This is a genomic window from Verminephrobacter eiseniae EF01-2 (assembly GCF_000015565.1).
Lineage (GTDB): Bacteria > Pseudomonadota > Gammaproteobacteria > Burkholderiales > Burkholderiaceae_C > Acidovorax > Acidovorax eiseniae.
This window is the reverse complement of the sequence record NC_008786.1, coordinates 2,598,471-2,624,663: the sequence shown is the minus strand read 5'-3', so window position 1 is coordinate 2,624,663 and position 26,193 is coordinate 2,598,471. Positions and strand designations below refer to the sequence as shown.

Sequence of the window (26,193 nt, the reverse complement as noted above, 5' to 3'; positions counted from 1 at the left end):
ATGGCGCGCATCAGTCTGGACCTGGCGCATTCGTACCAGCCCCACCCCCGGCAAGACAGCGACTACGCGCTGCTGCCGCTCGAGATGGCGTTCGAAGATGGCGGCGCCTATGCGCTGCTGGGCCCCTCGGGCTGTGGCAAGAGCACCATGCTCAACATCATGTCGGGCCTGCTCGTGCCTTCGCACGGCAAGGTGCTCTTCGATGGCCGCGACATGACGCGAGCGAGCCCGCAGGAGCGCAACATCGCGCAGGTGTTCCAGTTCCCCGTGGTCTACGACACCATGACGGTGGCCGAGAACCTCGCCTTTCCGCTCAAGAACCGCAAGGTGCCCGAGCAGCAGATCCGCCGGCGCGTGGGGCAAATCGCCGAGATGCTGGAGCTGAGCGGCCAACTCGACCAGCGCGCGGCGGGCCTGTCGGCCGATGCCAAGCAAAAGATCTCGCTGGGCCGGGGGCTGGTGCGCCCGGACGTGGCGGCCGTGCTGTTCGACGAGCCGCTCACGGTGATCGACCCGCGCCTGAAGTGGCAGTTGCGGCGCAAGCTCAAGCAGATCCACCATGAGCTCCAGCTCACGCTGATCTACGTGACGCACGACCAGGTAGAGGCGCTCACCTTCGCCGACCAGGTGGTGGTGATGACGCGCGGACGCGCGCTGCAGACGGGTTCGGCGGATGCGCTGTTCGAGCGGCCCCGGCATGTGTTCGTGGGGTATTTCATCGGCTCGCCCGGCATGAACTTCCTGCCCGCCCGCATGGAGGGCGGCCGCCTCGATGTGGCCGGCCACCGCCTGCAGATCCCGGCGGGGCGCGCCCTGCCCGCAGGCGGCCTGCAGGTGGGCGTGCGGCCCGAGTACCTGGCGCTCGCACCCGCGCAGCAGCCGGGGGCGCTGCCCTGCACCGTGTCGCAGGTGCAGGACATCGGCACCTGCCTGATGCTGACCGCCAAGGTGGGCGAGCACACGCTCAAGGCGCGCTTGAGCCCTGCAACGCGGCTGCCCTCGGCGGGCGACACCGTCTGGCTTCAGGTGCTGGGCGAACACACCTGCTTTTATCGAAACGAGGAGTTGCTGGCATGAGTGCTGCCCGGTCGCCCGAAGGCGCTCGGCACCGCAGTGCGAAGCACGGGGGTTGCCAATGAGTTCGACGACCAAACCGGTGAACCAGAGGGCCTGGTTCCTGATTCTTCCGGTCATTGTCTGCGTGGCCTTCTCGGCCATCCTGCCGCTGATGACGGTGGTCAACTACTCGGTGCAGGACATCATCAGCCCCGAGCGCCGCGTGTTCGTGGGCACCGAGTGGTTCGCCGCCGTGATGCGCGACGAGGAACTGCACGCCGCGCTGTGGCGCCAGCTCAGCTTCTCGCTGGCCGTGCTCGCGGTGGAGATCCCGCTGGGCATCCTGCTCGCGCTGTCGATGCCCACGCAGGGGTGGAAGTCTTCCGCCGTGCTCGTGGTGGTGGCCCTGTCGCTGCTGATCCCGTGGAACGTGGTGGGCACGATCTGGCAGATCTTTGGCCGCTCGGACATCGGCCTCATGGGCCGCATGTTGCAGGCGCTGGGCATCGAATACAGCTACACGGGCAACGCCACGCAGGCCTGGCTCACGGTGCTGCTGATGGACGTGTGGCACTGGACGCCGCTCGTCGCGCTGCTGGCGTTCGCGGGGCTGCGCTCGATCCCCGGCGCGTACTACCAGGCCGCCCGCATCGACGGCGCGAGCAAGTTCGCCGTGTTCCGCTACATCCAACTGCCCAAGATGCGTGGCGTGCTCATGATCGCGGTGCTGCTGCGCTTCATGGACAGTTTCATGATCTACACCGAGCCCTTCGTGCTCACGGGCGGCGGGCCGGGCAATGCGACGACCTTCCTGTCGCAGTACCTGACGCAAAAAGCCGTGGGCCAGTTCGACCTGGGCCCCGCCGCCGCGTTCTCGCTGATCTATTTCTTCATCATCTTGCTGCTGTGCTTCGTCCTCTACAACTGGATGCAGCGCGTGGGCACATCCGCCAAGGAGGGCGCAGGCCATGAATGAGCCCCGCCTGCAGAAACGCACGCTGTTCCTGATCGCCTATCTGGTGTTCGCCGTGCTGCCCATCTACTGGATGGTCAACATGAGCTTCAAGACCAACGAGGAGATCCTGTCGAGCTTCTCGCTCTGGCCCCGGCACTTCACCTGGGCCAACTACGAGACCATCTTCAGCGATGCGTCCTGGTACTCGGGCTACATCAACAGCCTGATCTACGTGGCCATCAACACGGCGATCTCGCTCACGGTGGCGCTGCCTGCGGCCTATGCCTTCTCGCGCTACCAGTTCCTGGGCGACAAGCATGTGTTCTTCTGGCTGCTGACCAACCGCATGACGCCGCCGGCCGTGTTCCTGCTGCCGTTCTTCCAGCTCTACACCACCGTGGGGCTCATGGACACGCACATCGCCGTGGCGCTGGCGCACCTGCTGTTCAACGTGCCGCTGGCGGTGTGGATTCTCGAAGGCTTCATGAGCGGCATCCCGCGCGAGATCGACGAGACGGCCTACATCGACGGCTACGGCTTCGCGCGCTTTTTCGTGACCATCTTTTTGCCGCTCATCAAGGCCGGCGTGGGCGTGGCGGCGTTCTTCTGCTTCATGTTCAGTTGGGTGGAACTGCTGCTGGCGCGCACGCTGACCAGCGTCAACGCCAAGCCCATCGTGGCCACCATGACGCGCACCGTGAGCGCCTCGGGCATGGACTGGGCCACGCTGGCTGCCGCCGGCGTGCTGACCATCGTGCCCGGCGCCATCGTGATCTGGTTCGTGCGCCACTACATCGCCAAGGGTTTCGCGATGGGCCGTGTCTGAGGAGTCCGCGCAATGTTCGACTGGATGGCCTGGACCACCCCGGTGGCCGTGTTCTTCGTCTGCATCGTGCTCATGCTGATCGGCATGACGGTCTGGGAGATCCGCTCCCCCACCACGCTGCGCAAGGGGTTCCTGCCGATCGCGACCACGCGCGGCGACCGGCTCTTCATCGGCCTGCTGTCGGCCGCCTACGTGAACCTGATCTTTGTCGGGCTGAGCGGCCGCATCGCCCAGTGGCTGGGCCTGGCCGGCGAGCCTTCGGTGTGGTTCGGTTTCGTGGCGTCCATGGCGCTGCTGGTGCTGGTCATGCGCAAGGGCTGATGGGTGAGTTTCAGATTGAAATGTCTTTGAAGCCATTGAATCGAAAGCGCTGACAGCTATTATTTTTGAATATTGCAAGCGCTGGCTCCATTTCCCCCGGGGCCGGTGTCCATCCACCATGGGGGTTCCATCTGAGGAGACAGCAATGAAGGTGCAGTTCAAGGCGATCGCACTCGCCGCCACGACCCTGGCTTTGGGGCAGGCTGCCTGGGCCGGCGAGGCCGAAGCCAAGAAGTGGATCGACAACGAGTTCCAGCCATCCACGCTGAGCAAGGAGCGGCAGATGGCCGAGATGAAGTGGTTCATCGATGCCGCCAAAAAGCTGCAGACCAAGGGCGTGAAAGAAATCTCGGTGGTGTCCGAGACCATCACCACGCACGAATACGAGTCCAAGACGCTGGCCAAGGCGTTCGAGGAGATCACGGGCATCAAGGTCAAGCACGACCTGATCCAGGAAGGCGACGTGGTCGAGAAGTTGCAGACCTCGATGCAGTCGGGCCGCTCGATCTACGACGGTTGGATCTCGGACTCGGACTTGATCGGCACCCACTACCGCTACGGCAAGATCATGAACCTGACCGACTACATGAGCGGCGCGGGCAAGGAATTCACGAACCCCGGCATCGACCTGAAGGACTACATCGGCACCAAGTTCACCACCGCGCCCGACGGCAAGCTCTACCAGTTGCCCGACCAGCAGTTCGCCAACCTGTACTGGTTCCGCGCCGACCTGTTCGAGCGCAAGGACATCAAGGACAAGTTCAAGGCCAGGTACGGCTACGACCTGGGCGTGCCGCTGAACTGGAGCGCCTACGAGGACATCGCCGAGTTCTTCACCAACGACGTGAAGACCATCGACGGCAAGCCGATCCATGGCCACATGGACTACGGCAAGAAAGACCCGTCGCTGGGCTGGCGCTTCACCGATGCGTGGCTGTCGATGGCGGGCACCGCCGACATCGGCGCGCCCAACGGCCTGCCGATCGACGAATGGGGCATCCGCGTGGCCGACGACAAGTGCACGCCCGTGGGCGCCTCGGTGGCCCGTGGCGGCGCCACCAACTCGCCCGCCGCCGTCTACGCGCTGACCAAGTACGTGGACTGGATGAAAAAGTACGCGCCCAAAGAAGCCATGGGCATGACCTTCGGTGAATCCGGTCCCGTGCCCGCCCAGGGCCAGATCGCGCAGCAGATCTTCTGGTACACCGCCTTCACCGCCGACATGACCAAGCCCGGCCTGCCCGTGGTGAACGCGGACGGCACGCCCAAGTGGCGCATGGCCCCCGGCCCCAACGGCCCCTACTGGAAGCAGGGCATGCAAAACGGCTACCAGGACGTTGGCTCGTGGACCTTCTTCAAGGAGCACAACCCCGACCGCACGGCCGCCGCCTGGCTGTACGCGCAGTTCGTGACGGCCAAGACCGCCTCGCTCAGGAAAACCATCGTGGGCCTGACGCCGATCCGCGAAAGCGACATCCAGTCCAAGGCCATGACCGACCTGGCGCCCAAACTGGGCGGCCTGGTCGAGTTCTACCGCAGCCCGGCCCGCGTGGCCTGGTCGCCCACCGGCACCAACGTGCCCGACTACCCCAAACTGGCCCAGCTCTGGTGGAAGAACGTGGCCCAGGCCGTCACGGGCGAGAAGACCCCGCAAGGCGCCATGGACACGCTGGCCGACGAGATGGACCAGGTGATGGCCCGCCTGGAGCGCGCGGGCATGGCCCACTGCGCGCCCAAGCTGAACCCCAAGAGCGATCCTTCCAAGTGGCTGAGCGACAAGCAGGCGCCATGGGCCAAACTGGCCAATGAAAAGCCCAAGGGCGAAACCATCGCCTACAGCCTGCTGCTGCAGGCATGGAAGGACGGCAAGGCGCGCTGACCATCGGACGCCCCGTCAAGCCCATCGTCGCACCCAGCCAGGGCATGCGCATCGTGGTGGAGCGCGATTTCCTTGCCTCCGACCATGCCCTGATGGTGCCCAAAACGGCAGATGGCCGGGTGCTGTTCACGGTTCCATGGCTGGGCAAACTGATCCCGGGCACCACGGACAGCCCGCGGCGGGACATCGTGCGCGAACCCGAGCCGTTCAGCGAAGAAGTGGCCTTTATCCTCGTGTCGCGTCACCGATCATCTGTCGGTCCGCGCTGGCCATCGAAGCGCATCGCGGCGTTGCATCGCTTGCCAATACGCTCGGTATGGGCTGCGCGATGCGCCTTGCGCTGCGCTCCGATGGCTGCGCGCAGCCTACGACATCTGATCGGTGACTCGACACTAGAGGAATCGGCGCGCTACCTGACCCGTGCGCCGAAAATCGGGGACATCCGGAGCATCCGGGTGGGCCTGAGGCCCCTGGTAAAGCCTCAGGACGACGAGGGCGACAACACCAAGAGCCTGCGCCGCGAGCACACCGTGCTGGCCAGCCGCAGCGGCCTCGTCGCGGTGGCGGGGGCAAGTAGAGCACCTACCGCGCCATGGCCGAGGATGTGTTGCAAAAATGCTTCACTGCGGGGCTGCTGTCGGAAAAGCCCGCAGGGGCGACCAACCACCTGCCCCGGGTGGGCGCGCCCGAGGGGGCGAGGGGGCGGTGAGCACCGCATCAGCCAGGCGCAGGGGCTGCACTCGTATGGCAGCGAGGCGGCCATGGTGCAGGGCCTGCCGGGGGCGGACATCGATCTGGGCGGGGACTGAGCGCCGCCATGCTGCGGTTTGCCGCCTGCCATGGATATGCCTGCACGGTGGAAGACATGCTCGCCCGCCGTTCCAGGCTGCTGTTCCTCGACGCGCGCCAGGCCATCGAACTGGCGCCCGCAGTGGCGCAGTCGTTGCGCGAGGAACTGGGCACCGATCCGGGGTTCGACGCGTTCCTGGCACCCGCGCAACGGTATCTGCATGTCCCCGCCCAACTTCGCGCTTGACTTTTCAAAAGTCCTTTGCCACAATAGCCGGCTTCGCTCGAAGGAGCGGAATTTCTGCCCAGCGGGAAGTGCTGCAAATGGTTTGCGGCGCGGACGACGGGCCCAAGACTGGCTGGCTGACCTGCCGCCCTTGAGAGGTTCTCGGGGGCTGCTGTCTTTCGGTGCAAGTTGGGAACATTGAAATGATCCAGACAGAATCCCGGTTAGAAGTCGCCGACAACACCGGCGCCAAGTCCGTCCTGTGCATCAAGGTGCTGGGCGGCTCCAAGCGTCGCTACGCCAGCGTTGGCGACATCATCAAGGTCAGCGTCAAGGAAGCGGCGCCGCGCGGGCGCGTCAAAAAAGGCGAGATCTACAGCGCGGTGGTGGTGCGCACGGCCAAGGGCATCCGCCGTGGTGATGGCTCGCTGGTCAAATTCGATGGCAACGCAGCAGTGTTGCTCAACGCCAAACTGGAGCCCATCGGCACCCGCATCTTCGGACCCGTGACACGCGAACTGCGTACCGAGAAGTTCATGAAGATCGTGTCGCTGGCTCCTGAAGTTCTTTGAAGGAGGCGCCATGAACAAGATTCGCAAGGGCGACGAAGTCATCGTGCTGGCCGGCCGCGACAAGGGCAAGCGCGGCACGGTGTCGCAACGCAAGGATGATTCGTATCTGCTCATCGAGGGCATCAACCTGGTCAAGAAGCACGCCAAGCCCAACCCGTTGAAGGGTACGACCGGCGGCATCATCCAAAAGACCATGCCGATCCATCAGTCCAACGTGGCCGTATTCAATGCCGCTACCGGCAAGGCCGACCGCGTGGGCATCAAGGTGCAATCCGACGGTACACGCGTGCGCGTGTTCAAGTCCAGCGGCACCGAAATCAAGGGGACCTGAGAGGCAGCCATGGCACGACTCCAAGCAATTTACCGCGACAAGCTCGTCCCCGAACTGATCCGGCAATTCGGCTACAGCTCGCCGATGCAGGTTCCCCGTCTGAGCAAGATCACCCTGAACATGGGCGTGAGCGAGGCCGTCTCGGACAAGAAGGTGATGGACAGCGCCGTCGCCGACCTGACCCGGATCGCGGGTCAAAAACCGGTGGTGACCAAGGCCAAAAAGGCCATTGCCGGCTTCAAGATCCGCGAAGGCCAGGCCATCGGTTGCATGGTCACGCTGCGTGGCGTGCAGATGTATGAGTTCCTCGACCGTTTCGTGACCGTGGCCCTGCCGCGGGTGCGTGACTTTCGGGGCATCTCGGGCCGCTCCTTCGACGGCCGCGGCAACTACAACGTCGGCGTCAAGGAGCAGATCATTTTTCCTGAAATCGAGTACGACAAGGTCGATGCACTGCGTGGTCTCAATGTCAGCATCACCACCACGGCCCGGACCGACGAAGAAGCCAAGGCGCTTCTGGCCGGGTTCCGTTTCCCGTTCAAGAATTGAGGCCAAGCATGGCTAAAGTAGCTTTGATCCAGCGCGAACTCAAGCGCGAAAAACTGGTCGCCAAGTACGCAAAGAAATATGTGCAGCTCAAGGCCATCGCCGGCGACGCCAAGCGCAGCGACGCAGAGCGTGAAGCCGCCCGCCTGGGTCTGCAAAAGCTCCCGCGCAACGCGAACCCGACACGCCAGCGCAACCGCTGCGCCATCACCGGGCGTCCGCGTGGCACTTTCCGTCAATTCGGCCTGGCGCGCGCCAAGATCCGCGAAATGGCTTTTGCAGGCGATATCCCCGGTATCACCAAGGCCAGTTGGTAAGCCAAGCAGGAGTGATTGAACATGAGCATGAGTGATCCCATCGCTGACTTGCTGACCCGCATCCGCAATGCGCAGATGGTCGCCAAGCCCACGGTCATGGTGCCTTCTTCCAAAGTGAAGGTCGCCATCGCCCAGGTGCTGAAGGACGAGGGCTATATCGACGGCTTCCAGGTCAAGACCGAAGCCGGCAAGTCGGAACTCGAAATTGCGCTGAAGTACTACGCAGGCCGCCCGGTGATCGAGCGCATCGAGCGTGTCAGCCGCCCTGGCCTGCGGGTCTACAAGGGCCGCGATGCCATTCCGCAGGTCATGAACGGTCTGGGTGTGGCCATTGTCACCACGCCCAAGGGCGTAATGACCGATCGCAAGGCGCGCGCTACCGGCGTCGGTGGCGAAGTGCTGTGCTACGTGGCCTGACCCGCAGCACGGAGGAGAAACTGCAATGTCCCGAGTAGCAAAAATGCCCGTCACCATCCCCGCTGGCGTGGATGTGTCCGTGAAAGATGACCAGATCGCCGTCAAGGGCGCTGGTGGCACGCTGTCGCTTGCCCAAAATGTGCTGGTCAAGGTGACGAGCAGCGACGGCAAGCTCCGCTTCGAGCCGGCCAACGAGTCCCGCCAAGCCAACGCAATGAGCGGCACGCTGCGCCAGTTGGTCAACAACATGGTGCTCGGCGTCAGCAAGGGCTTCGAGAAAAAGCTCAGCCTGGTAGGCGTGGGTTACAAGGCAGCGGCCGCCGGCGCCAAGCTGAACCTGGTGGTGGGCTACTCGCATCCGGTCAATATCGACATGCCCGCCGGCATCACGGTGACCACCCCTACGCCCACGGAGGTGGTGGTCAAGGGAGCAGATCGCCAGCGCGTGGGCCAGATCGCTGCCGAGATTCGTGCCGTCCGCCCGCCCGAGCCTTACAAGGGCAAGGGCATCCGTTACGCGGACGAAAAGATCACGATCAAAGAGACCAAGAAGAAATAAGGAACTGCAACATGTTGACCAAGAAAGAGCAGCGTCTCCGCCGTTCGCGCCAGACCCGCATCCGCATTGCCCAGCAAGGCGTGGCGCGCCTGACCGTGAACCGCACCAACCTGCATATCTACGCCAATGTGATTTCCGACGACGGCAGCAAGGTGCTGGCCAGCGCATCGACGGCCGAGGCCGAGGTGCGCCAGTCGCTCGGCGCAGCGGGCAAGGGCGGCAATGCCGCTGCCGCCCGGATCATCGGCCTGCGCATCGCCGAAAAGGCCAAGGCCGCCGGCATCCAGAAGGTGGCATTCGATCGCGCAGGCTTTGCCTACCACGGCCGCGTCAAGGCATTGGCCGACGCTGCCCGTGAGGCCGGCCTGCAGTTCTAAGCGGAACGGAATGAAAAATGGCTAAATTTCAACCCAAAGTGCAAGACGAAGGCCGTGACGACGGTCTGCGCGAAAAAATGATCGCGGTCAACCGCGTGACCAAGGTCGTCAAGGGCGGCCGGATTCTCGGTTTCGCCGCACTGACCGTGGTGGGCGACGGTGACGGCCGCGTCGGCATGGGCAAGGGCAAGTCCAAGGAAGTGCCTGCCGCCGTGCAAAAAGCGATGGAAGAAGCCCGCCGCAACATGGTCAAGGTGTCGCTCAAGAACGGCACCATCCACCACAATGTGACCGGCCACCATGGCGCCGCTGTCGTGATGATGGCGCCCGCGCCCAAGGGTGCCGGCATCATCGCCGGTGGCCCGATGCGCGCAGTCTTCGAGGTGCTGGGGGTGACCGATATCGTGGCCAAGAGCCATGGTTCGTCCAACCCCTACAACATGGTTCGCGCCACCTTCGATGCCTTGGTCCACTCGACCACGGCCTCGCAGGTTGCAGCCAAACGTGGCAAAACGGTCGAAGACATCTTCGCCTGACCGGACTCGCATATGACTACGCAACAAACCGTCAAGATTCAACTGGTGCGCAGCCCGATCGGCACCAAGGAATCGCACCGCGCCACCGTTCGCGGCCTGGGTCTGCGCAAGCTCAACAGCGTGAGCCAGTTGCAGGACACGCCCGAAGTGCGCGGCATGATCAACAAGATCAGCTATCTGCTCAAAGTCCTCTGAGGGATCCGTCCATGCAACTCAATAGCATCAAGCCCGCCGCCGGCGCCAAGCATGCCAAGCGCCGAGTCGGCCGTGGCATCGGCTCCGGCCTGGGCAAAACCGCTGGCCGCGGCCACAAGGGTCAGAAGTCCCGCGCCGGCGGCTACCACAAGGTCGGTTTCGAGGGCGGTCAAATGCCGCTGCAGCGGCGTCTGCCCAAGCGCGGTTTCAAATCGCAGTCGCTGCGCTTCAACGCCGAAGTGACGCTGACGACGCTCGATCGGCTCGGCTTGGCCGAAGTCGATGTTCTGGCATTGAAGCAGGCCGGTCTGGTCGGCGAACTGATCAAAGTGGTCAAGGTCATCAAGAGCGGCGCCCTGAACCGGGCGGTCAAGCTCAGCGGTGTGGGCGTAACGGCCGGTGCCAAGGCGGCCATCGAAGCTGCCGGTGGCAGCGTCGCCTGAGCAGCGCCGCTACCGAAGAAAGATATCTGTGGCTACAGGCGCAATTCAAATTGCAAAAACCGGCAAATTCGGCGACTTGCGCCGGCGCCTGGTTTTTCTGTTGCTGGCGCTGGTCGTGTACCGCATCGGGGCGCATATCCCTGTGCCCGGTATCGACCCGGCCCAGTTGCAGCGGCTGTTCAGTGGCCAGCAAGGAGGCATCCTGAACCTGTTCAACATGTTCTCGGGGGGCGCGCTGTCGCGCTTTACGGTTTTCGCCCTGGGAATCATGCCGTACATCTCGGCCTCGATCATCATGCAACTGATGACCTATGTGCTGCCCCAGTTCGAGCAGTTGAAAAAGGAAGGCGAAGCCGGGCGCAGGAAAATCACGCAGTACACGCGCTATGGCACCTTGGGTCTGGCCCTGTTTCAGTCCCTGGGGATTGCGGTGGCACTGGAGAGCTCCGCCGGTCTGGTGCTCAGCCCGGGCTTGGGTTTTCGCATGACGGCCGTGGTGAGTCTGACGGCCGGAACGATGTTCCTGATGTGGCTGGGCGAGCAGATTACCGAGCGGGGTCTGGGCAACGGCATCTCGATCCTGATCTTCAGCGGCATTGCGGCCGGCTTGCCCGGCTCCATCGGCGGGCTGCTGGAATTGGTGCGCACCGGGGCGATGAGCATTCTGGCGGCGATCTTCATCGTCATCGTCGTCGCGCTGGTGACTTACTTCGTGGTGTTCGTCGAGCGTGGTCTGCGCAAGATTCTGGTCAACCACGCCCGTCGGCAGGTAGGCAACAAGGTCTACGGCGCCCAATCCTCGCACCTGCCGCTCAAGCTGAACATGGCCGGCGTGATTCCGCCGATCTTTGCCTCGTCGATCATCTTGCTGCCGGCAACGGTGGTGAATTGGTTCAGCGCCGGTGAGTCCATGCGCTGGCTGAAGGACATCTCGGGGGCACTGACCCCGGGCCAGCCCATTTATGTGATGTTCTATGCCGCTGCGATCATCTTTTTCTGTTTCTTTTACACGGCGCTGGTGTTCAACAGCCGTGAAACGGCAGACAACCTGAAAAAAAGCGGGGCCTTCATTCCCGGCATACGCCCCGGTGAGCAGACCGCCCGTTACATCGACAAAATCCTGGTGCGTCTGACCCTGGCCGGCGCCGTCTACATCACTTTTGTCTGCCTGCTGCCGGAGTTCCTGATCCTGAAGTACAACGTTCCGTTCTACTTTGGCGGGACATCGCTGCTGATCATCGTGGTGGTGACCATGGACTTCATGGCCCAGGTGCAGAACTACATGATGTCGCAGCAGTACGAATCGCTGCTCAAAAAAGCCCGATTCAAAGGTGGCGCGTGATGGCTGATGGGTTGATGGACGCAATGGGCAAAAGCGCGAAATGTTGCCTGGCGATCGCTGGCGCGCAAGCATGGTGCTTCGTGCCAAACCGCCGGGACGGATGGGCAATTTTCAGGAGAATGCAATGAGAGTTTCGGCTTCGGTGAAAAAAATCTGCCGCAACTGCAAGATCATCCGCCGCAAAGGTGTGGTGCGCGTGATCTGCACGGATCTGCGCCACAAGCAGCGCCAGGGTTGATTGGAAAGAGAATCAGAGGACGCATATGGCACGTATCGCAGGCATTAATATCCCGCCGCACAAGCATGCGGAAATCGGTTTGACCGCCATTTTCGGCATTGGTCGCAACCGCGCGCGCAAGATTTGCGACGCATCCGGAATCGCTTACAGCAAGAAGATCAAGGATCTGACGGATGGCGATCTGGAAAAAATTCGTGTGCAAATCGAGCAGTTCACCATCGAAGGCGACCTGCGCCGCGAAACCACGATGAACATCAAGCGCTTGATGGACATCGGCTGCTACCGGGGTTTTCGTCATCGCCGCGGTCTGCCCGTGCGCGGTCAACGCACCCGTACCAATGCCCGCACCCGCAAGGGGCCGCGCAAGGGCGCCGCTGCACTGAAGAAATAAAGCGATTGAAAGATCATCATGGCCAAGTCTCCTGTCAATAACGCAGCCCAGCGTGTGCGCAAGAAAGTCCGCAAAAATGTCGCGGACGGTATTGCGCATGTGCATGCTTCGTTCAACAACACCATCATCACGATCACCGATCGACAAGGCAATGCCTTGTCCTGGGCATCGTCCGGTGGCCAGGGTTTCAAGGGCTCGCGCAAGTCGACCCCGTTCGCGGCCCAGGTGGCATCGGAAGTGGCTGGCCGCGCTGCCATCGACCAGGGCATCAAGAATCTCGATGTGGAAATCAGAGGCCCCGGCCCTGGCCGTGAATCCTCGGTGCGCGCGCTGGGCGCACTGGGCATCCGCATTACGTCGATCTCCGATGTGACCCCGGTGCCGCACAACGGCTGCCGCCCGCAAAAGCGCCGGCGGATCTGAGCGCAGGATCTGATCTCGCATATCCCCCAAGCCCACCGCCGCCCGCGCACGCACCCAGCGCCTCGGGCGGCTCCCGCAATGCCTTGCGGAAGATGAATAAAGGAAGCTCAAGTGGCACGTTACCTCGGCCCCAAGGCCAAACTCTCCCGGCGTGAAGGCACGGACCTGTTCCTCAAAAGCGCACGCCGCTCGATTGCCGACAAGTCGAAATTCGACTCCAAGCCCGGCCAGCATGGCCGCACCTCCGGTGCCCGCACTTCCGACTATGGTCTGCAACTGCGTGAAAAGCAAAAGGTCAAGCGCATGTACGGTGTGCTGGAAAAGCAATTTCGCCGTTACTTCGAGGCCGCTGAAAGCCGCAAGGGCAACACCGGCGCCAATCTGCTGTTCCTGCTGGAATCGCGTCTGGACAACGTGGTGTACCGCATGGGTTTCGGTTCGACCCGCGCTGAGGCGCGTCAGTTGGTCTCGCACAAAGCGATCACCGTGAACGGTCAATCGGTGAACATCCCCTCGTACCTCGTGAAGACGGGTGACTTGGTGGCCGTGCGCGAAAAGTCCAAAAAGCAGGGCCGCATCGCCGAAGCCCTGCAACTGGCCACACAGGTGGGCATGCCGGCCTGGGTGGAGGTCAACACCGAAAAGGCCGAGGGCCTCTTCAAGAAGGCGCCTGACCGTGATGAGTTTGGCGCCGACATCAACGAATCGCTGATCGTCGAGTTGTACTCGCGCTGATCGCCTGGCAGGTATTTCGAGAAAACCGTCCCCGAACCACGAGGCAGCGCGAGGCATCGCGAGGCATCACGATTCGGGCGCTTCACCAGCCTTACCGGTGTAACGAGCTGGGGGTATTGAGAGGAAGTCTGAATGCAAACCAATTTGCTGAAACCCAAGGCAATCAATGTCGAGCAGCTTGGTCACCACCATGCCAAGGTCGCACTGGAGCCGTTCGAGCGTGGCTATGGTCATACGCTGGGCAACGCCATCCGGCGCGTGCTGCTCTCGTCGATGGTGGGTTACGCAGCGACGGAAGTCACCATCGCAGGCGTTTTGCACGAGTACTCGTCGATCGACGGGGTGCAAGAGGACGTGGTCAACATCCTGCTGAACCTCAAGGGAGTGGTGTTCAAGCTGCACAACCGTGATGAAGTGACACTGAGCCTGCGCAAGGACGGCGAAGGGATGGTCACGGCGCGGGACATACAAACCCCGCACGACGTGGAAATCGTCAACCCGGACCATGTGATTGCCAACCTGTCGCAAGGCGGCAAGCTGGACATGCAGATCAAGGTCGAAAAAGGCCGTGGCTACATGCCGGGCAACCTGCGCCGCTATGCAGACGAGGTGACCAAGTCGATTGGCCGCATCGTTCTGGATGCATCGTTCTCCCCGGTCAGGCGCGTGAGCTACACGGTGGAAAGCGCCCGCGTCGAACAGCGCACCGACTTGGACAAGCTGGTCGTCGAGATCGAAACCAATGGCGCCATCACGGCCGAAGACGCAGTGCGGGCATCGGCCAAGATCCTGGTGGAACAACTGGCGGTGTTCGCGCAGCTCGAAGGTGGCGAGCTGGCTGCGTTCGACGCACCGACCGGGCCACGCGGCAATGCCAGCTTCGATCCGATCCTGCTGCGCCCGGTCGACGAACTGGAGCTGACCGTGCGCTCGGCCAACTGCCTGAAGGCCGAAAACATCTACTACATCGGTGACCTGATACAGCGCACCGAAAACGAACTGCTCAAGACGCCCAACCTGGGCCGCAAGTCGCTCAATGAGATCAAGGAAGTGCTTGCCTCGCGTGGCCTCACGCTGGGCATGAAGCTCGAAAACTGGCCACCCGCTGGCCTGGACAAACGTTAAGTTCAAACCAGTGCCTCGGGCAGTACCTGATACGGCCGCCCGATCGATGCAATAAAAGGAAAGCACCATGCGCCACGGACACGGCCTTCGCAAACTCAACCGCTCCAGTTCGCACCGCCTTGCGATGCTGCAAAACATGATGAATTCGCTCATCGAGCACGAAGTCATCAAGACCACGCTCCCCAAGGCCAAGGAACTGCGGCGCGTGATCGAACCCATGATCACGCTGGCCAAGCAAGACTCGGTGGCCAACCGCCGCCTGGCCTTCAACCGCCTGCGCGAGCGGGCCAGCGTGACCAAGTTGTTCAACGTTCTGGGCCCCCACTTTCGGCTGCGTCCCGGTGGCTACACCCGGATCCTGAAGATGGGTTTCCGCGTGGGTGACAACGCCCCCATGGCCTTGGTCGAATTGGTCGATCGTCCCGGCGTGGCTACCGAAGAAAATAATTCGGCAAGCGCTGAACAATAAAGGCAAACCAGGCTACAATCCACCCTTGCCGCGCGATGGAGCAGTCTGGTAGCTCGTTGGGCTCATAACCCAAAGGTCGGAGGTTCAAATCCTCCTCGCGCAACCAAAAAAAGTGGCAGTCGCTGCCACAGCCGAAACGCCCGCTGCCGCAGTGGGCGTTTCTGTTTGCGCCTGAGGTTTGCGCCTGAGATATGTGTGGCGATAAGGGGGCAGGCGCATGGCCCCGGAGAGCATGTCCATGAAAACCGTTTTTGTCCTCAACGGCCCCAACCTGAACCTGCTGGGCCAGCGCGAGCCCGCCGTGTACGGTATGCACACGCTGGCCGATGTGCAGCAGCTATGCGCCGCCGCCTGCGCGCGCCATGGCTTTGCGCTGCGCTTTCACCAAAGCAACCACGAAGGCGCGCTGCTCGACTGGATCCACGAAGCGGGCCGCATGCACGCGAGCGGCGAGCTTGCGGGCGTGGTCATCAACGCCGGCGCTTACACCCACACCAGCATCGCGCTGCACGATGCCACCAAGGGCACCGGGATCACGTTGATTGAGTTGCACATCAGCAACGTGCACGCGCGCGAGCCGTTTCGCCACCATTCCCATATGGCAGCGGCGGCCAAGGCCGTGCTGTGCGGCTTTGGCGTGCCGGGCTACGGTCTGGCCATCGACGGCTTGGCGCAAATGCAGCCGCCTGCCGCCTGAGCGGCCTGCACCCACCCCCTCTGTGACAGGCAGACCCGCCATGGCCCCGCTGCCCCTGCAAGTGCCTGTGCAAGAGGTGGAAATCACCGCCGTGCGCGCACAAGGCCCGGGCGGTCAAAACGTCAACAAGGTGTCCAGCGCAATACATCTGCGCTTTGACGTGGCCGCCTCCTCGTTGCCCGAAGATGTGAAACAGCGCCTGCTGGCCCTGCGCGACACACGCATCACGCAAGAAGGCGTGGTCGTCATCAAGGCCCGGCAATACCGCAGCCAAGAGCAAAACTGCGCCGCCGCACTGGAGCGCCTGAACACCCTGGTCAACAGCGTGGCCCTGCCCCCGCGTGTGCGCCGCGCCACCAAACCCTCGTACAGCGCCAGGCAGCGGCGGCTGCAAGACAAAACGCAACGCAGTGCCACCAAGGCATTGCGGGGCCCGGTGCGTGACGGTCTGCCAGGGTCGTAATTCCGTTGCCAAATCGTTCGCGAAGGCAAAGCGCAGACAGCACGAATGCACGGCAAGCGACGCCGACAAAGTGCACGGATGATTCAGGAATGGAATGAGGGCCAGCCCATGTGCTAGAGTCCCGGCGCTGGACGACTTGCACGAATAGCACGAACATGCTTGACTTACCGCTGAGTTTTTTGCAGCGCCCTGCTGCCCCGGCCATATCCCGCCCCTGGTTGCTGGTGCTGCTGCACGGCGTGGGCAGCAACGAGCAGGACCTGTTCGGCCTGGCCCCGCATATTCCCGATCGATTTCATGTGCTCAGCCTGCGCGCGCCGTTTCGTATCGGGCCGGATGCGTATGCCTGGTTTGATTTTTCGATAGGACCGGACAGCGAACGCAGCATCGATGCAGTGCAAGAGGCCGAAAGCCGCGCCTTGGCGGCCAGATCGATCGAGGCCGCTGCCGGGCAATGGGGCATTGCGCCCGAGCGCGTGGTGGTCGGCGGCTTCAGCCAGGGCGGCATGATGGCCTTGTCGCTGCTGCTGACCCGACCCGCGCTGATGCAGGCCGGCATGGTCTGGCATGGCCGCCTGTTGCCACAGGTGGTGCCGCTGACCGCTCCCGCCGACGCGCTACGCGGCAAGCAGTTGTGGCTGAGCCACGGCACGCATGACGACATCATCCCGCTGGCCCATGCACAAGCCGTCGTGCAGCACATGGCGCCGTTGCCCGTGACCCTGAGCTACCGCGAGTTTCCCGGCGCGCACGAGATCCGCCCGGCGGAACTGACTGCCACGGTGGCCTGGCTGGAATCGCTGACAACCGGGCCTGCGGTGCGCTGAATGCGCGCCAGCCAAGCCGATGGCAAACCCGGCAGGAACCGGACAGGTTCAAAAATTTTCCCAATGACCTGCGCCGTTGGCCTTGGCGGCATGGGACTGAGGTTGAGGCTGAGGCTGGCTGTTCGGCTGGACATTCGAGAGGCTCAGTTTCGTCATTTTCTTGCGCGTCGCAGACGCTGCCGGCACGGCCCACCCCACAGGGTGCAGGCTCGCGCCCACGCCCGGCGGGCGTTGTTGGTTGAAACCCCCATTGGCCGCCGCCAGTTTGAATACCGAAACCGCCTGCTGCAACTGCTGGGCCTGCGCATGGAGACTGTTGGCGGCAGCGGCGCTTTGCTCCACCAGTGCGGCATTTTGTTGGGTGACCTGGTCCATCTGGGCAATGGCCTCCCCGACCTGCGCCACACCCTGGCTTTGCTCGTCGCTGGCAGCGCTGACCTCCCCGATGATGTCGGTCACGCGCCGGATCGCGGCGACCACTTCGGTCATCGACACGCCGGCCTTGTCGACCAGCGTGCTGCCATGCGCGACCTGCGCCACGCTGTTGTCGATCAGCGTCTTGATTTCCTTGGCAGCGCCGGCGCTTCTTTGCGCGAGGTTGCGCACTTCGCTGGCGACCACGGCAAAGCCGCGTCCCTGCTCGCCCGCACGGGCCGCTTCCACAGCGGCGTTGAGCGCCAGGATGTTGGTTTGGAATGCAATGCCGTCGATCACACTGATGATGTCGGCAATCTTCTTGGAACTGTCGTTGATCACCTTCATCGTGTCGACCACTTGACCGACCACTTCGCCCCCCTGGACCGCGACCGCCGAAGCACTGACGGCCAACTGGTTGGCCTGGCGGGCGCTGTCGGCGTTTTGCTTGACGGTGCTCGATAGTTGCTCCATCGAAGCCGCCGTTTCCTCCAGCGCACTGGCTTGTTCTTCGGTGCGACTGGACAAGTCGGTATTGCCCTGCGCGATTTCTGCACTGGCCGTGGCCACACCTTCGGAACCGCTGCGCACCGTCGTCACCACGGATGTCAGGGCTGTCTGCATGCGGGCCATGGCCGCCATCACACTGCCGGTATCGCCGGTTCTGACTTGCAGATGGACGCTCAAATCACCGCCGGCCACGTTTTGAGCGACGTCGGACAGCGCAGAGGGTTCGGCGCCCAGTGATTTGGCAAGGTCGCGGATGATGATCCAATTCACCAACAGACCGATCGCCATCATCAAAGCGGCAAGGCCACCCATCAATGTCACGGAATTACTGGACAGATTCATCGCATCATTGGCCAATTGGTCTGCAATCTTCTTTTGCAAATCGCGTGAATTAGCCACCGCTTCGAAGTATTTGTCCTGGATGCTGCGGGCCTCGCCCACCAGCAAGGCCCCTGCGGCGGCCTTGTCGCCTTTTTCCGCGAGTTCGATGACGCGGTCGGTCAGTTGGTTGAAATCGTCGCGGCTTGCATGGATGATGTTCAGGAATTCAACGGCCTTCGGAAGAGCGACGGTATCCTCCAGCTTTTGCAAAACCGTGTCATTGGCTACGCGCAATTGGGCAATCTTTTTCTTCTCGTCTTCACGAAATGCCTTGTCGTCGACAATGACGATGCTCTGGGTCCGTCGGACGATGGCACCGAGATCGTCTTTCAACAGCGTGAACTGGGCCACCTTCACCATCCGGTCGGTCGCGACCTCATCGAGCTGGTTGGCCAGCGTCTTCATCCTGAGCGCACTCAGGATGGCAATGCTCAGACCGATCACCGTGAGCATGCCGAAACCGAGCATCAGCCGCGTCGATACTTTCAGGTTGTTCATGATTTACTCCGGATGTTCCTGCGCCTGTCAAACGAAAACAAAAGTAATTGCAGTCTCCGAAATTTTCATCTGAGAGCACAGATGCCGGAGCACCCTCATGAACCAACCAGATAATCAGTCGGGCACCATCAGATCAAGATATCGATCATAAATCAAATAGTTATTTCAAACCAGAGAACACAGGGTCATAGAATGAAATGCATTACTATAACTAATGGAACACATTACTATTATTCATTGATCACCGAGGCACAAGCAATTGAATCCGCCGGATGAATCGATCTGATGCATCATTCAAATTCATCCGGATAAACCCGAGCGGAAATCCGGATGAACGAATGACAAGCCGGTGCGGGCCCGGCGCCGGGTGGCATGGCCTGCACCCATGGGACAATCGTCCCGCCCACCGGCACTCGCCGACACCCGCCAGTGCCGGTTTTTCTTCGTTGCCCGGGAGACCCTGCCCATGTGGAAACCTGTTGCCTCGATACTGACCGCTGCACTGGCCCTGTCCGCCACGCTGGCCCAGGCTCAGGCGCCGCTGCGCATCGTGGTGGGCTACCCGCCCGGCGGATCGAGTGACCGCGTGGCCCGCATCGTGGCCGACAAACTCGGTGCCAAGCTGGGCATTGCCGTGCTGGTGGAAAACAAGACCGGCGCCGGCGGTCGGCTGTCAGCCCAGTACGTCAAAAGCGCGCCGGCCCAACAGCCCACGCTCTTGCTGGCCAACCCGGCCGTGATGCTGGTGGCACCCCTGGTCTTTGCCGATGCGGGTTACGACGCCGAGCGCGACTTTCGCCCCCTGAGCCATGTCAACAACTATGAGTTTGGCGTCGCCGTGGCCAGCGCCGTCCCGGTGCGCGAACTGTCCCATCTGCTGGCTTGGTTGCGCGCCAACCCAAACCAAGCCAACTTCGGCGTGCCCGCTACCGGCAGCCTGCCGCATTTCTTCGCTCTGATGGTGGGCGATGCCGCCCAGGTGCGCGCCGAAGCGGTGGGCTACCGGGGTTCGGCACCGCTGCTGACCGACCTCATCGGCGGGCAGTTGCCGGTGGCGTTCGACAGCTTCGACAGCCTGCTGCCCCAACACGAGGCGGGCAAGATCCGCATTCTGGCCGTCTCCAGTGCCCGGCGCAGCCCGCTGGCAGCGGACATCCCGACCTTCCGGGAAGCCGGCATGGATCTGGTCGCCACGGGCTGGAACAGTTTCTTCGCCCCGATGAGCATGCCCAAAACCCAGGCCGAACGCCTGGCCGGGCTGATCCATCAACTGATGCAGGACCCCGACACCCGGCGCCAGTTCATGGCCGCCAAAATGACGCCGGTGGCGGCCAGCATGGCGCAGACCGAGGCCATGCTGCGGGCCTACCGTGCGCAATGGGCGCCGGTGGTGCAGCGCTCCGGCTTCAAGCCCTGAACCCACTGAACCCACTCCAGCACGGCCCATGTCCTCCAGACCGAACATCATCTTCATCGTGGCCGACGATCTCGGCTATGCCGACCTGGGCTGCTACGGCGCCCGCGCGGCCGGCTTCGGCCCGGTCTCGCCCACGCTCGACGCGCTGGCCGCAGGCGGGCTCAGACTCACCCAGGGCTACTCGAACTCGCCCGTGTGCTCGCCCACACGCTTTGCGCTGATGACGGCGCGCTACCAGTACCGTTTGCGCGGGGCGGCCGAAGAGCCGATCAACAGCCAGAGCCGGGGCAGCACCACCCTGGGCCTGCCGCCCGAGCACCCGACGCTGCCGTCGCTACTGCGCGGCGCGGGCTACCGCACGGCGCTGATGGGCAAGTGGCACCTGGGCTACCCGCCCGCTTTCGGGCCGTTGCGCTCGGGGTATGAGGAATTCTTCGGCCCGATGTCGGGCGGAGTGGACTATTTCACCCACTGCAGTTCCAGCGGCCAGCATGATCTGTACTTGGGCGCCCAGGAACAGCCGCAGGACGGCTACCTCACCGATCTGATCACCGAGCACGCGCTCGACTATGTGGCGCGCATGGCACCCGGCGCCAAGGCCGGGACGCCCTTTTTTCTGAGCCTGCACTACACGGCGCCGCATTGGCCCTGGGAGACGCGCGACGACCAGGCGCTGGCGCCGCAACTGCACCGCCACCTGTTCCATCTGCACGGCGGCAGCATCCACAGCTACCGCCGCATGATCCACCACATGGACGAGGGCATCGGCCGCCTGATGGCGTTGCTTGCGCAGCATGGCCTGACGCGCGACACGCTGCTGGTCTTTACCAGCGACAACGGCGGTGAGCGCTTCTCGGACAACTGGCCGCTGGTGGGTGGCAAGATGGACCTGACCGAAGGTGGCATCCGCGTGCCCTGGATAGCGCACTGGCCGGCGGTGATCGCCCCCGGTGGTGTCAGCGCCCAGACCTGCATGACCATGGACTGGTCGGCCACCCTGCTCGACGCCGCCACTGTGGCGCCTGATGCCGACTACCCGCTCGACGGCAAATCCCTGATGCCGCTGCTGCGCGACGCCACCACATGGTATGGGCCGGCGCTGTTTTGGCGCATGAACCATCGCGGCCAACGCGCCATGCGCCAGGGCGCGTGGAAGTACCTGCGCGTGGACGGCCATGACTACCTGTTCGACCTGTCGCAAGACGAACGCGAGCGCGCCAACCAGGCCGCCATCGACCCCGAACGCCTGTCGGCCATGCGCGCCGCGTGGGAACGATGGAATGCCGGCATGCCAGCGATACCGCAGGATGCCACGGTGAGTCTGGGCTACTCCACCCGGGACATGCCACAGCGCTGAGGCAGATCCTTGGGCACCGCCGCGAAACGCTGGCGCAGATGGGCCGCACCCAGGCTGCACATGAACGTTGGCAACATGCCCCGTGCAGCACACCAGCGTCGCGATGGGGTCAATCAGCGCGGAAGAAATGATGTCGCATACCTGAAGCAAGGCATGGTTTTCGCCGTGGCCAAACGTCGGCAGTTCCGGCGTTCTTGCGTACACAGCGCAGGAGGCCCTGAATTTCTGCGTGAAAATGGAATGCGCCACGCTGACGCTCTTCAAGTGGTCGCGGCTGTCTGCGACACGAAAACCAAAGCTGTTGATGGCAGTCAGGAAATTGTCGAACGATGAACAAACCACAAACTGGCGCAGCGCGGTTGTGCGCCGATCGGGCGAATACCCGTTGTGGCGACCGTTGCCATATTGGCTGCCGTGGCCTGCCCTTCATGCAGGGGGTATATTGCCAAGTCCCGGCCTGCGGCAACCAGCGCCATCATTGGTACATACGCAGCGATGGACGGGACAGTTTTTGAATGGTGGTCGTCAATAATCGCCCGGATCCCCGTTTGCCGCAGGCAATAATCCACGGACCCACCGGGGAGCCAGCGTGACGCCAAGAGCAATAAAAAGTGGCTACGACTAAAAGTAAATGCACAGACAGATGTGTATGATCGAGACATGCAAACCAAATCCAGGGCCGTGCCACCACCCGTGAGTGGTGCAGATGCTGCGCGATTCGCTGATACGGCAGACCTTTCACACGATAACCGGTCTGGCTTGACGCCAATGCGCTACAGGCTATCTGCCACTGCGCGCAATGGCCTGACACCGGCACAGGTTCCGGGCAAAGTCTGTCCGGGTTGCTGAATGGATGCTGGAAAATAGACCCCCACACCATTGAACAGTGTCAGCAGCACCCCATGGGCATCAGCCAATACCTCAAGGAAATCGGTCGCGGCCAGCGCGGCGCCAGGCCGCTCACGCGCGCGCAGGCGGCAGACCTGTTCGGCCAGGTGCTCGACGGCACCGTCACCGATCTGGAGATCGGCGCCTTCTGCCTGGCCATGCGCATCAAGGGCGAGACGAGCGAGGAGATGTGCGGCTTTCTGGATGCCACGCACCAACGCCTGGCCAGGCTGCCGGCCAGCGACCGCCCGCTCATCGTGATCCCCAGCTACAACGGGGCACGCAAGCTGCCGGTGCTCACGCCACTGCTGGCGCTGCTGCTGGCGCGTGAGGGGTTGCCCGTGCTGCTGCACGGAATGCGCACCGAAGCACGCCGGGTGTTGGCATCCGATGTGCTCCTGGCGCTGGATGTTCCTGCGCTGACGGCGCCTGAAAAGATCGCCAACGGCGCGCTGCGCCATCTCCACACCCGGCACCTGCACGGCGGCTTGGCGCGGCTGTTGTCGGTGCGCGAGGTGGTGGGTTTGCGCAATCCGGGGCACAGTGCGGTCAAGCTCATGAACCCCTGCGCCGGCCCTGCCGTGGTGGTGACGAGCTACACCCACCCCGAGTACTTCGAGATGCTGCAAACCACCTTCCGCTTGCTCGGCATGACGGCCCTGCTGTCACGCGGTCTGGAAGGTGAGGTGGCCGCCGACCCGCGCCGCGCGCCGCGCTACGACGGTTTTGTGCGGGGCGTGCACGGCGTGCTGCAAGCGCAGCAGCCCGGCACCGCCAGCGCAGTGCCCGGTCTGCCCGCAGAGATCGACGTGGCCGCCACCGCCACCTACACGCGCCGCGTTCTGGCCGGTGCATTGCCAGTCCCTGCGGCCATTGGGCAGCAGGTGGAACATATCTTGCGGCTCGCCAATCAAGCCAGCACACAGACCTTGCCATGAGCCGCCCCACGCCCCCATCCACCCCGCTCGTTGATACCGGCGGCAGTTGCACACTGGTCGGCGCCGGCCCTGGCGACCCTGAACTGCTCACGCTCAAAGCGCTCAAGGCCATTCAGGCGGCCACCGTGCTGCTGGTCGATGACTTGGTCAGCGATGCCATCGTGGCGCATGCCTGCCCCACGGCCCGCATCGTCTACGTGGGCAAGCGTGGCGGCTGCAAGAGCACACCGCAGGCTTTCATCGAAAAGCTGATGCTGATAGCAGTGAACGAAGGCGAGCAGGTGGTGCGCCTGAAGGGCGGCGACCCGTTCATCTTTGGTCGCGGTGGCGAAGAGGTCGAGCATCTGCGCGCTGCGGGCATTGCGGTGACCGTCATCAACGGCATCACGGCGGGCCTGGCCGGCCTGACTGCGCTGGGCGCGCCGCTCACGCACCGCGAGCATGCGCATGGCGTGGTGTTCGTCACCGGCCACGCCCAGCACGGCAATGGTGGCGCCCACGGGCGGCCTCACCAGACCCACTGGCAGCAGTTGGCCGCCACGGCACGCGATGCCAAGCTCACGCTGGTGATCTACATGGGCGTGAGCAGCGCGGCCACCATCGAGCAAGAACTCCTGACCGGCCTGCCCGCCGATACCCCGGTGGCCATCATCGAGCACGCGAGTTGGCCCCAGCAGCGCCATGCCGTCACCACGCTGGACGCATTGCACGCCACCATCACCCGCGAGGGGCTGGCCAGCCCTTCCGTGATCGTGGTGGGCGATGTCGTGCGCGGCGTGGCACTGGCGGCGCGCGCTCCTGAGCAACACCCCCGGGTCGCATCCGACGCATCGCCCGCAACGGGACACCGCCACCGGCTTGGCCAAGCCGGTTCCGCTGCGTCCGCTGGTGTGCCACATACCCGTTTCGCACGACGCGGGTGACGCACAGCGTCCGCCGTCGCCCACAGGCCGGGCTGGGTCGGGCGGCACCGGTTCGGGTCACACCTCCGAGGCTGGCCAGGCGCATACGGGCGCAGCAGGGACCGGTGACGCGACACTAGACGGCTGCCGGGCCGTGGAGTAGGATTCAATCCCGTGCTGATGACCGGAAAACGCCATGCGAACCACACAACAACTGAGCATCACCCTGCCCAACGACATGTCGGACATGATCAAGGCCAAGGTGCGCGCTGGCGAGTACGCCAGCGAAAGCGAAGTCATCCGCGACGGCTTGCGCACGCTCTTGGCGCGCGATCGGGCCGTCGAAAGCTGGCTGCACCAGCAGGTGGGCCCGGCCTACGATGCCCTCAAGGCCGATCCGTCGCGCGCCGTAACGGCCGACCAGGTGCGTGCGCGTCTTGCCGCCGAGCATGCCAAGGCGTGATTCCATTGCCAAATCGTTCATGAACGCGAAGGCGGAGTGCAGACCGCACGAATGTGCGGCGAGCGACGCCGACCGAGTGCGCGGATGATTCAGGAATGGAATGAGCTACCGCGTCGTCTTCTCCCCCGAGGCTGAGGAACAGCTTTCAGCCCTGTACCGCCATATTGCCGCTGCGGCGTCGCCCGGGATTGCAGCGCGGTATACCGAGGCGATCGTGAGCTACTGCGAGAGCCTGTGCACCTTCCCGCATCGGGGCAACAGGCGCGATGATGTGCGCCCCGGTCTGCGCATCACCAACTACAGGAAGCGGGCCGTCATCGCCTTCGATGTGAACGCCGGACAGGTGACCATCATTGGCGTGTTCTACGGCGGCCAAGACTACGAGACCATTTTGCAAGACGACCCCGGCAACAGCGGCACGGGGCCATGAGCCGCCCTGCGACGGCGACAAGGCAACGGCTGCCGTGCATGGGTGCAATGGATGAATGGATGGATGGATGGATGGATGGATGGATGAATGAGCCATCGGCCTCAATCCACCCATGGCACCCATCCGGTCGAGGCGGTCACCAGAACCATGAGCCCGAACCCGATGCGGTAGTAGGCAAACGGCACAAAGCTGTGGCTGGCAATGTAGCGCAGCAGCCAGCGCACGCACAGCCAGGCGCTGAGAAAGGAAAAGACCAGGCCGGTGAGGAACATCGGCAGGTCCGCCACGGTCAGCAGCGCGCGCTCCTGGTACAGGCTGTAGACCCCCGCACCAATGAGCGTGGGAATGGCCAGGAAGAACGAGAAATCGGTGGCAGCCTGCCGCGACAAGCCCAGCAGCATGCCCCCGATGATGGTGGCGCCGCTGCGGCTGGTGCCGGGCACCATGGCCAGGCATTGCACCAAGCCGACCTTGAGGGCATCGGGCGCTGTCATCGCGTCCAGCGTGTGGATGCGGGTGGCGGCCGGCGCTCGGCGCTCGGCCCAGAGAATGACCAGGCCCCCGATGATGAAGGTGCTGGCCACCACCACCGGCGTGAACAAATGGGCCTTGATGGCCTTGCCGAACAGCAGGCCCAGAAGCACGGCGGGAAAAAAGCCGATGGCCAGGTTGAACGCCAAGCGCTGCGCCTGGCGCTCGCTGGGCAGGGCGTGCAGCGTGGCGCGGATCTTGGCCCAGTACACCAGGATCACCGCCAGGATGGCGCCGGTCTGGATGGCGACATCGAAAACCTGGGCCTTGGCATCATCGAAGCCCAGCAACGCCCCCGCCAGAATCAGGTGCCCGGTGGAAGATATCGGCAAGAATTCGGTCAGCCCCTCGACGACCCCCATGATGGCGGCCTTGACCAGCAATACAACGTCCACCCTGGCTCCTTGGA

At 63.3% G+C, this 26,193-nt stretch carries 34 protein-coding genes, 1 tRNA gene and 2 pseudogenes; 35 read left to right on the top strand and 2 right to left on the bottom strand.

Features of this window, described 5'->3' with window-relative positions:
- The 28 genes and pseudogenes from VEIS_RS11375 (at position 1) to VEIS_RS11245 (ending at position 17,055) form a co-directional block, all read left to right on the top strand.
- On the top strand, positions 1-1,077 hold the full coding sequence (locus VEIS_RS11375; protein ID WP_011810071.1) for an ABC transporter ATP-binding protein: 1,077 nt from the start codon (positions 1-3) through the stop codon (positions 1,075-1,077).
- A gap of 58 nt (positions 1,078-1,135) precedes the next feature.
- Positions 1,136-2,032 (top strand): carbohydrate ABC transporter permease, encoded by an 897-nt coding sequence (locus VEIS_RS11370; RefSeq protein WP_011810070.1) that lies wholly within the window; start codon positions 1,136-1,138, stop codon positions 2,030-2,032.
- Positions 2,025-2,837 (top strand): carbohydrate ABC transporter permease, encoded by an 813-nt coding sequence (locus VEIS_RS11365; protein ID WP_011810069.1) that lies wholly within the window; start codon positions 2,025-2,027, stop codon positions 2,835-2,837. The genes VEIS_RS11370 and VEIS_RS11365 overlap by 8 nt, the downstream gene beginning before the upstream one ends.
- A 12-nt stretch (positions 2,838-2,849) precedes the next feature.
- Complete coding sequence (locus VEIS_RS11360; RefSeq protein WP_011810068.1) at positions 2,850-3,158, top strand: DUF2160 domain-containing protein; 309 nt, start codon at positions 2,850-2,852, stop codon at positions 3,156-3,158.
- 145 nt (positions 3,159-3,303) lie between these two features.
- On the top strand, positions 3,304-5,037 hold the full coding sequence (locus VEIS_RS11355; protein WP_011810067.1) for an ABC transporter substrate-binding protein: 1,734 nt from the start codon (positions 3,304-3,306) through the stop codon (positions 5,035-5,037).
- A gap of 2 nt (positions 5,038-5,039) precedes the next feature.
- Positions 5,040-5,267: pseudogene (locus tag VEIS_RS30505) on the top strand (FAD-dependent oxidoreductase); the annotation flags it as partial.
- Positions 5,268-5,429: 162 nt separating this feature from the next.
- Positions 5,430-6,073, top strand: a pseudogene (locus tag VEIS_RS30500) (glycerol-3-phosphate dehydrogenase C-terminal domain-containing protein); the annotation flags it as partial.
- A 182-nt stretch (positions 6,074-6,255) separates the two neighbouring features.
- Positions 6,256-6,624: a 50S ribosomal protein L14 gene (rplN, locus tag VEIS_RS11345; RefSeq protein ID WP_011810066.1), complete on the top strand. Its 369-nt coding sequence runs from the start codon at positions 6,256-6,258 to the stop codon at positions 6,622-6,624.
- A 10-nt stretch (positions 6,625-6,634) separates the two neighbouring features.
- The gene (gene rplX, locus VEIS_RS11340) at positions 6,635-6,955 is read left to right on the top strand and encodes a 50S ribosomal protein L24 (protein WP_011810065.1); all 321 of its coding nucleotides are present in this window, start codon (positions 6,635-6,637) and stop codon (positions 6,953-6,955) included.
- Positions 6,956-6,964: 9 nt separating this feature from the next.
- Complete coding sequence (rplE, locus tag VEIS_RS11335) at positions 6,965-7,504, top strand: 50S ribosomal protein L5 (RefSeq protein WP_011810064.1); 540 nt, start codon at positions 6,965-6,967, stop codon at positions 7,502-7,504.
- Between the two features lie 8 nt (positions 7,505-7,512).
- Positions 7,513-7,818 (top strand): 30S ribosomal protein S14, encoded by a 306-nt coding sequence (gene rpsN, locus VEIS_RS11330; protein ID WP_011810063.1) that lies wholly within the window; start codon positions 7,513-7,515, stop codon positions 7,816-7,818.
- Positions 7,819-7,839: 21 nt separating this feature from the next.
- Positions 7,840-8,235 carry a 30S ribosomal protein S8 gene (gene rpsH / locus VEIS_RS11325; RefSeq protein WP_011810062.1) on the top strand — a complete coding sequence of 132 codons (396 nt, stop codon included), beginning with the start codon at positions 7,840-7,842 and terminating at the stop codon, positions 8,233-8,235.
- 25 nt (positions 8,236-8,260) lie between these two features.
- Positions 8,261-8,794, top strand: coding sequence for a 50S ribosomal protein L6 (rplF, locus tag VEIS_RS11320; RefSeq protein ID WP_011810061.1), 534 nt, complete (start codon positions 8,261-8,263; stop codon positions 8,792-8,794).
- 11 nt (positions 8,795-8,805) lie between these two features.
- Entirely contained in the window at positions 8,806-9,171 is a 366-nt protein-coding gene (gene rplR / locus VEIS_RS11315) for a 50S ribosomal protein L18 (protein ID WP_011810060.1), read from the top strand.
- A 17-nt stretch (positions 9,172-9,188) separates the two neighbouring features.
- Positions 9,189-9,707 (top strand): 30S ribosomal protein S5, encoded by a 519-nt coding sequence (gene rpsE / locus VEIS_RS11310; RefSeq protein WP_011810059.1) that lies wholly within the window; start codon positions 9,189-9,191, stop codon positions 9,705-9,707.
- A gap of 12 nt (positions 9,708-9,719) precedes the next feature.
- On the top strand, positions 9,720-9,902 hold the full coding sequence (rpmD, locus tag VEIS_RS11305) for a 50S ribosomal protein L30 (protein WP_011810058.1): 183 nt from the start codon (positions 9,720-9,722) through the stop codon (positions 9,900-9,902).
- An 11-nt stretch (positions 9,903-9,913) separates the two neighbouring features.
- Positions 9,914-10,345, top strand: coding sequence for a 50S ribosomal protein L15 (rplO, locus tag VEIS_RS11300; protein WP_011810057.1), 432 nt, complete (start codon positions 9,914-9,916; stop codon positions 10,343-10,345).
- 28 nt (positions 10,346-10,373) lie between these two features.
- Complete coding sequence (secY, locus tag VEIS_RS11295) at positions 10,374-11,687, top strand: preprotein translocase subunit SecY (RefSeq protein ID WP_011810056.1); 1,314 nt, start codon at positions 10,374-10,376, stop codon at positions 11,685-11,687.
- A 124-nt stretch (positions 11,688-11,811) separates the two neighbouring features.
- Positions 11,812-11,925, top strand: coding sequence for a 50S ribosomal protein L36 (gene rpmJ / locus VEIS_RS11290; protein ID WP_005793651.1), 114 nt, complete (start codon positions 11,812-11,814; stop codon positions 11,923-11,925).
- Positions 11,926-11,950: 25 nt separating this feature from the next.
- On the top strand, positions 11,951-12,316 hold the full coding sequence (gene rpsM, locus VEIS_RS11285) for a 30S ribosomal protein S13 (protein WP_011810055.1): 366 nt from the start codon (positions 11,951-11,953) through the stop codon (positions 12,314-12,316).
- 18 nt (positions 12,317-12,334) lie between these two features.
- Positions 12,335-12,739, top strand: coding sequence for a 30S ribosomal protein S11 (gene rpsK / locus VEIS_RS11280; protein ID WP_011810054.1), 405 nt, complete (start codon positions 12,335-12,337; stop codon positions 12,737-12,739).
- A 111-nt stretch (positions 12,740-12,850) separates the two neighbouring features.
- A complete protein-coding gene (rpsD, locus tag VEIS_RS11275) occupies positions 12,851-13,474 on the top strand; it encodes a 30S ribosomal protein S4 (protein ID WP_011810053.1) in 624 nt (207 codons plus the stop codon).
- Between the two features lie 132 nt (positions 13,475-13,606).
- Entirely contained in the window at positions 13,607-14,599 is a 993-nt protein-coding gene (locus tag VEIS_RS11270) for a DNA-directed RNA polymerase subunit alpha (RefSeq protein WP_011810052.1), read from the top strand.
- A 67-nt stretch (positions 14,600-14,666) separates the two neighbouring features.
- The gene (rplQ, locus tag VEIS_RS11265) at positions 14,667-15,068 is read left to right on the top strand and encodes a 50S ribosomal protein L17 (RefSeq protein WP_011810051.1); all 402 of its coding nucleotides are present in this window, start codon (positions 14,667-14,669) and stop codon (positions 15,066-15,068) included.
- Between the two features lie 29 nt (positions 15,069-15,097).
- Positions 15,098-15,174, top strand: a tRNA-Met gene (locus tag VEIS_RS11260).
- A 132-nt stretch (positions 15,175-15,306) separates the two neighbouring features.
- Positions 15,307-15,765: a type II 3-dehydroquinate dehydratase gene (aroQ, locus tag VEIS_RS11255; RefSeq protein ID WP_198137990.1), complete on the top strand. Its 459-nt coding sequence runs from the start codon at positions 15,307-15,309 to the stop codon at positions 15,763-15,765.
- Between the two features lie 40 nt (positions 15,766-15,805).
- Entirely contained in the window at positions 15,806-16,228 is a 423-nt protein-coding gene (arfB, locus tag VEIS_RS11250; RefSeq protein WP_041949974.1) for an alternative ribosome rescue aminoacyl-tRNA hydrolase ArfB, read from the top strand.
- 155 nt (positions 16,229-16,383) lie between these two features.
- Positions 16,384-17,055 (top strand): alpha/beta hydrolase, encoded by a 672-nt coding sequence (locus VEIS_RS11245; protein ID WP_041949973.1) that lies wholly within the window; start codon positions 16,384-16,386, stop codon positions 17,053-17,055.
- Positions 17,056-17,103: 48 nt separating this feature from the next.
- Here the strand turns inward: VEIS_RS11245 and VEIS_RS31130 are convergent, their stop codons facing one another.
- The gene (locus VEIS_RS31130) at positions 17,104-18,858 is read right to left on the bottom strand and encodes a methyl-accepting chemotaxis protein (protein WP_011810047.1); all 1,755 of its coding nucleotides are present in this window, start codon (positions 18,856-18,858) and stop codon (positions 17,104-17,106) included.
- A gap of 466 nt (positions 18,859-19,324) precedes the next feature.
- Here VEIS_RS31130 and VEIS_RS11235 point away from each other — a divergent pair, with 466 nt between their 5' ends.
- The 7 genes from VEIS_RS11235 (at position 19,325) to VEIS_RS11210 (ending at position 25,253) form a co-directional block, all read left to right on the top strand.
- A complete protein-coding gene (locus VEIS_RS11235) occupies positions 19,325-20,275 on the top strand; it encodes a tripartite tricarboxylate transporter substrate-binding protein (protein ID WP_011810046.1) in 951 nt (316 codons plus the stop codon).
- A 28-nt stretch (positions 20,276-20,303) separates the two neighbouring features.
- Positions 20,304-21,632 (top strand): sulfatase family protein, encoded by a 1,329-nt coding sequence (locus VEIS_RS11230; protein ID WP_011810045.1) that lies wholly within the window; start codon positions 20,304-20,306, stop codon positions 21,630-21,632.
- 60 nt (positions 21,633-21,692) lie between these two features.
- Complete coding sequence (locus VEIS_RS28645) at positions 21,693-21,965, top strand: hypothetical protein (RefSeq protein WP_157048480.1); 273 nt, start codon at positions 21,693-21,695, stop codon at positions 21,963-21,965.
- 569 nt (positions 21,966-22,534) lie between these two features.
- Entirely contained in the window at positions 22,535-23,458 is a 924-nt protein-coding gene (gene ybiB, locus VEIS_RS11225; protein ID WP_011810044.1) for a DNA-binding protein YbiB, read from the top strand.
- Positions 23,455-24,381 carry a uroporphyrinogen-III C-methyltransferase gene (gene cobA, locus VEIS_RS11220; protein WP_011810043.1) on the top strand — a complete coding sequence of 309 codons (927 nt, stop codon included), beginning with the start codon at positions 23,455-23,457 and terminating at the stop codon, positions 24,379-24,381. Before ybiB ends, cobA begins: the two co-directional genes overlap by 4 nt.
- 175 nt (positions 24,382-24,556) lie before the next feature.
- Positions 24,557-24,823: a ribbon-helix-helix domain-containing protein gene (locus tag VEIS_RS11215; protein WP_011810042.1), complete on the top strand. Its 267-nt coding sequence runs from the start codon at positions 24,557-24,559 to the stop codon at positions 24,821-24,823.
- A gap of 100 nt (positions 24,824-24,923) precedes the next feature.
- A complete protein-coding gene (locus VEIS_RS11210; protein WP_011810041.1) occupies positions 24,924-25,253 on the top strand; it encodes a type II toxin-antitoxin system RelE/ParE family toxin in 330 nt (109 codons plus the stop codon).
- A gap of 101 nt (positions 25,254-25,354) precedes the next feature.
- On the opposite strand, the gene VEIS_RS11205 is transcribed toward VEIS_RS11210, so the two are convergent.
- Positions 25,355-26,179, bottom strand: a complete 825-nt coding sequence (locus VEIS_RS11205; RefSeq protein ID WP_011810040.1) for an undecaprenyl-diphosphate phosphatase — start codon at positions 26,177-26,179, stop codon at positions 25,355-25,357.
- Positions 26,180-26,193 lie beyond the last annotated feature (14 nt).

Bases quoted from the DNA above. Each gene is read 5' to 3' on its own strand.
- VEIS_RS11375 (WP_011810071.1), top strand. From the start codon at position 1: ATGGCGCGCATCAGTCTGGACCTGGCGCATTCGTACCAGCCCCACCCC.
- VEIS_RS11370 (WP_011810070.1), top strand. From the start codon at position 1,136: ATGAGTTCGACGACCAAACCGGTGAACCAGAGGGCCTGGTTCCTGATT.
- VEIS_RS11365 (WP_011810069.1), top strand. From the start codon at position 2,025: ATGAATGAGCCCCGCCTGCAGAAACGCACGCTGTTCCTGATCGCCTAT.
- VEIS_RS11360 (WP_011810068.1), top strand. From the start codon at position 2,850: ATGTTCGACTGGATGGCCTGGACCACCCCGGTGGCCGTGTTCTTCGTC.
- VEIS_RS11355 (WP_011810067.1), top strand. From the start codon at position 3,304: ATGAAGGTGCAGTTCAAGGCGATCGCACTCGCCGCCACGACCCTGGCT.
- rplN (WP_011810066.1), top strand. From the start codon at position 6,256: ATGATCCAGACAGAATCCCGGTTAGAAGTCGCCGACAACACCGGCGCC.
- rplX (WP_011810065.1), top strand. From the start codon at position 6,635: ATGAACAAGATTCGCAAGGGCGACGAAGTCATCGTGCTGGCCGGCCGC.
- rplE (WP_011810064.1), top strand. From the start codon at position 6,965: ATGGCACGACTCCAAGCAATTTACCGCGACAAGCTCGTCCCCGAACTG.
- rpsN (WP_011810063.1), top strand. From the start codon at position 7,513: ATGGCTAAAGTAGCTTTGATCCAGCGCGAACTCAAGCGCGAAAAACTG.
- rpsH (WP_011810062.1), top strand. From the start codon at position 7,840: ATGAGCATGAGTGATCCCATCGCTGACTTGCTGACCCGCATCCGCAAT.
- rplF (WP_011810061.1), top strand. From the start codon at position 8,261: ATGTCCCGAGTAGCAAAAATGCCCGTCACCATCCCCGCTGGCGTGGAT.
- rplR (WP_011810060.1), top strand. From the start codon at position 8,806: ATGTTGACCAAGAAAGAGCAGCGTCTCCGCCGTTCGCGCCAGACCCGC.
- rpsE (WP_011810059.1), top strand. From the start codon at position 9,189: ATGGCTAAATTTCAACCCAAAGTGCAAGACGAAGGCCGTGACGACGGT.
- rpmD (WP_011810058.1), top strand. From the start codon at position 9,720: ATGACTACGCAACAAACCGTCAAGATTCAACTGGTGCGCAGCCCGATC.
- rplO (WP_011810057.1), top strand. From the start codon at position 9,914: ATGCAACTCAATAGCATCAAGCCCGCCGCCGGCGCCAAGCATGCCAAG.
- rpmJ (WP_005793651.1), top strand. From the start codon at position 11,812: ATGAGAGTTTCGGCTTCGGTGAAAAAAATCTGCCGCAACTGCAAGATC.
- rpsM (WP_011810055.1), top strand. From the start codon at position 11,951: ATGGCACGTATCGCAGGCATTAATATCCCGCCGCACAAGCATGCGGAA.
- rpsK (WP_011810054.1), top strand. From the start codon at position 12,335: ATGGCCAAGTCTCCTGTCAATAACGCAGCCCAGCGTGTGCGCAAGAAA.
- VEIS_RS11270 (WP_011810052.1), top strand. From the start codon at position 13,607: ATGCAAACCAATTTGCTGAAACCCAAGGCAATCAATGTCGAGCAGCTT.
- rplQ (WP_011810051.1), top strand. From the start codon at position 14,667: ATGCGCCACGGACACGGCCTTCGCAAACTCAACCGCTCCAGTTCGCAC.
- aroQ (WP_198137990.1), top strand. From the start codon at position 15,307: ATGAAAACCGTTTTTGTCCTCAACGGCCCCAACCTGAACCTGCTGGGC.
- arfB (WP_041949974.1), top strand. From the start codon at position 15,806: ATGGCCCCGCTGCCCCTGCAAGTGCCTGTGCAAGAGGTGGAAATCACC.
- VEIS_RS11245 (WP_041949973.1), top strand. From the start codon at position 16,384: ATGCTTGACTTACCGCTGAGTTTTTTGCAGCGCCCTGCTGCCCCGGCC.
- VEIS_RS31130 (WP_011810047.1), bottom strand. From the start codon at position 18,858: ATGAACAACCTGAAAGTATCGACGCGGCTGATGCTCGGTTTCGGCATG.
- VEIS_RS11235 (WP_011810046.1), top strand. From the start codon at position 19,325: ATGTGGAAACCTGTTGCCTCGATACTGACCGCTGCACTGGCCCTGTCC.
- VEIS_RS11230 (WP_011810045.1), top strand. From the start codon at position 20,304: ATGTCCTCCAGACCGAACATCATCTTCATCGTGGCCGACGATCTCGGC.
- VEIS_RS28645 (WP_157048480.1), top strand. From the start codon at position 21,693: ATGAACGTTGGCAACATGCCCCGTGCAGCACACCAGCGTCGCGATGGG.
- ybiB (WP_011810044.1), top strand. From the start codon at position 22,535: ATGGGCATCAGCCAATACCTCAAGGAAATCGGTCGCGGCCAGCGCGGC.
- cobA (WP_011810043.1), top strand. From the start codon at position 23,455: ATGAGCCGCCCCACGCCCCCATCCACCCCGCTCGTTGATACCGGCGGC.
- VEIS_RS11215 (WP_011810042.1), top strand. From the start codon at position 24,557: ATGCGAACCACACAACAACTGAGCATCACCCTGCCCAACGACATGTCG.
- VEIS_RS11210 (WP_011810041.1), top strand. From the start codon at position 24,924: ATGAGCTACCGCGTCGTCTTCTCCCCCGAGGCTGAGGAACAGCTTTCA.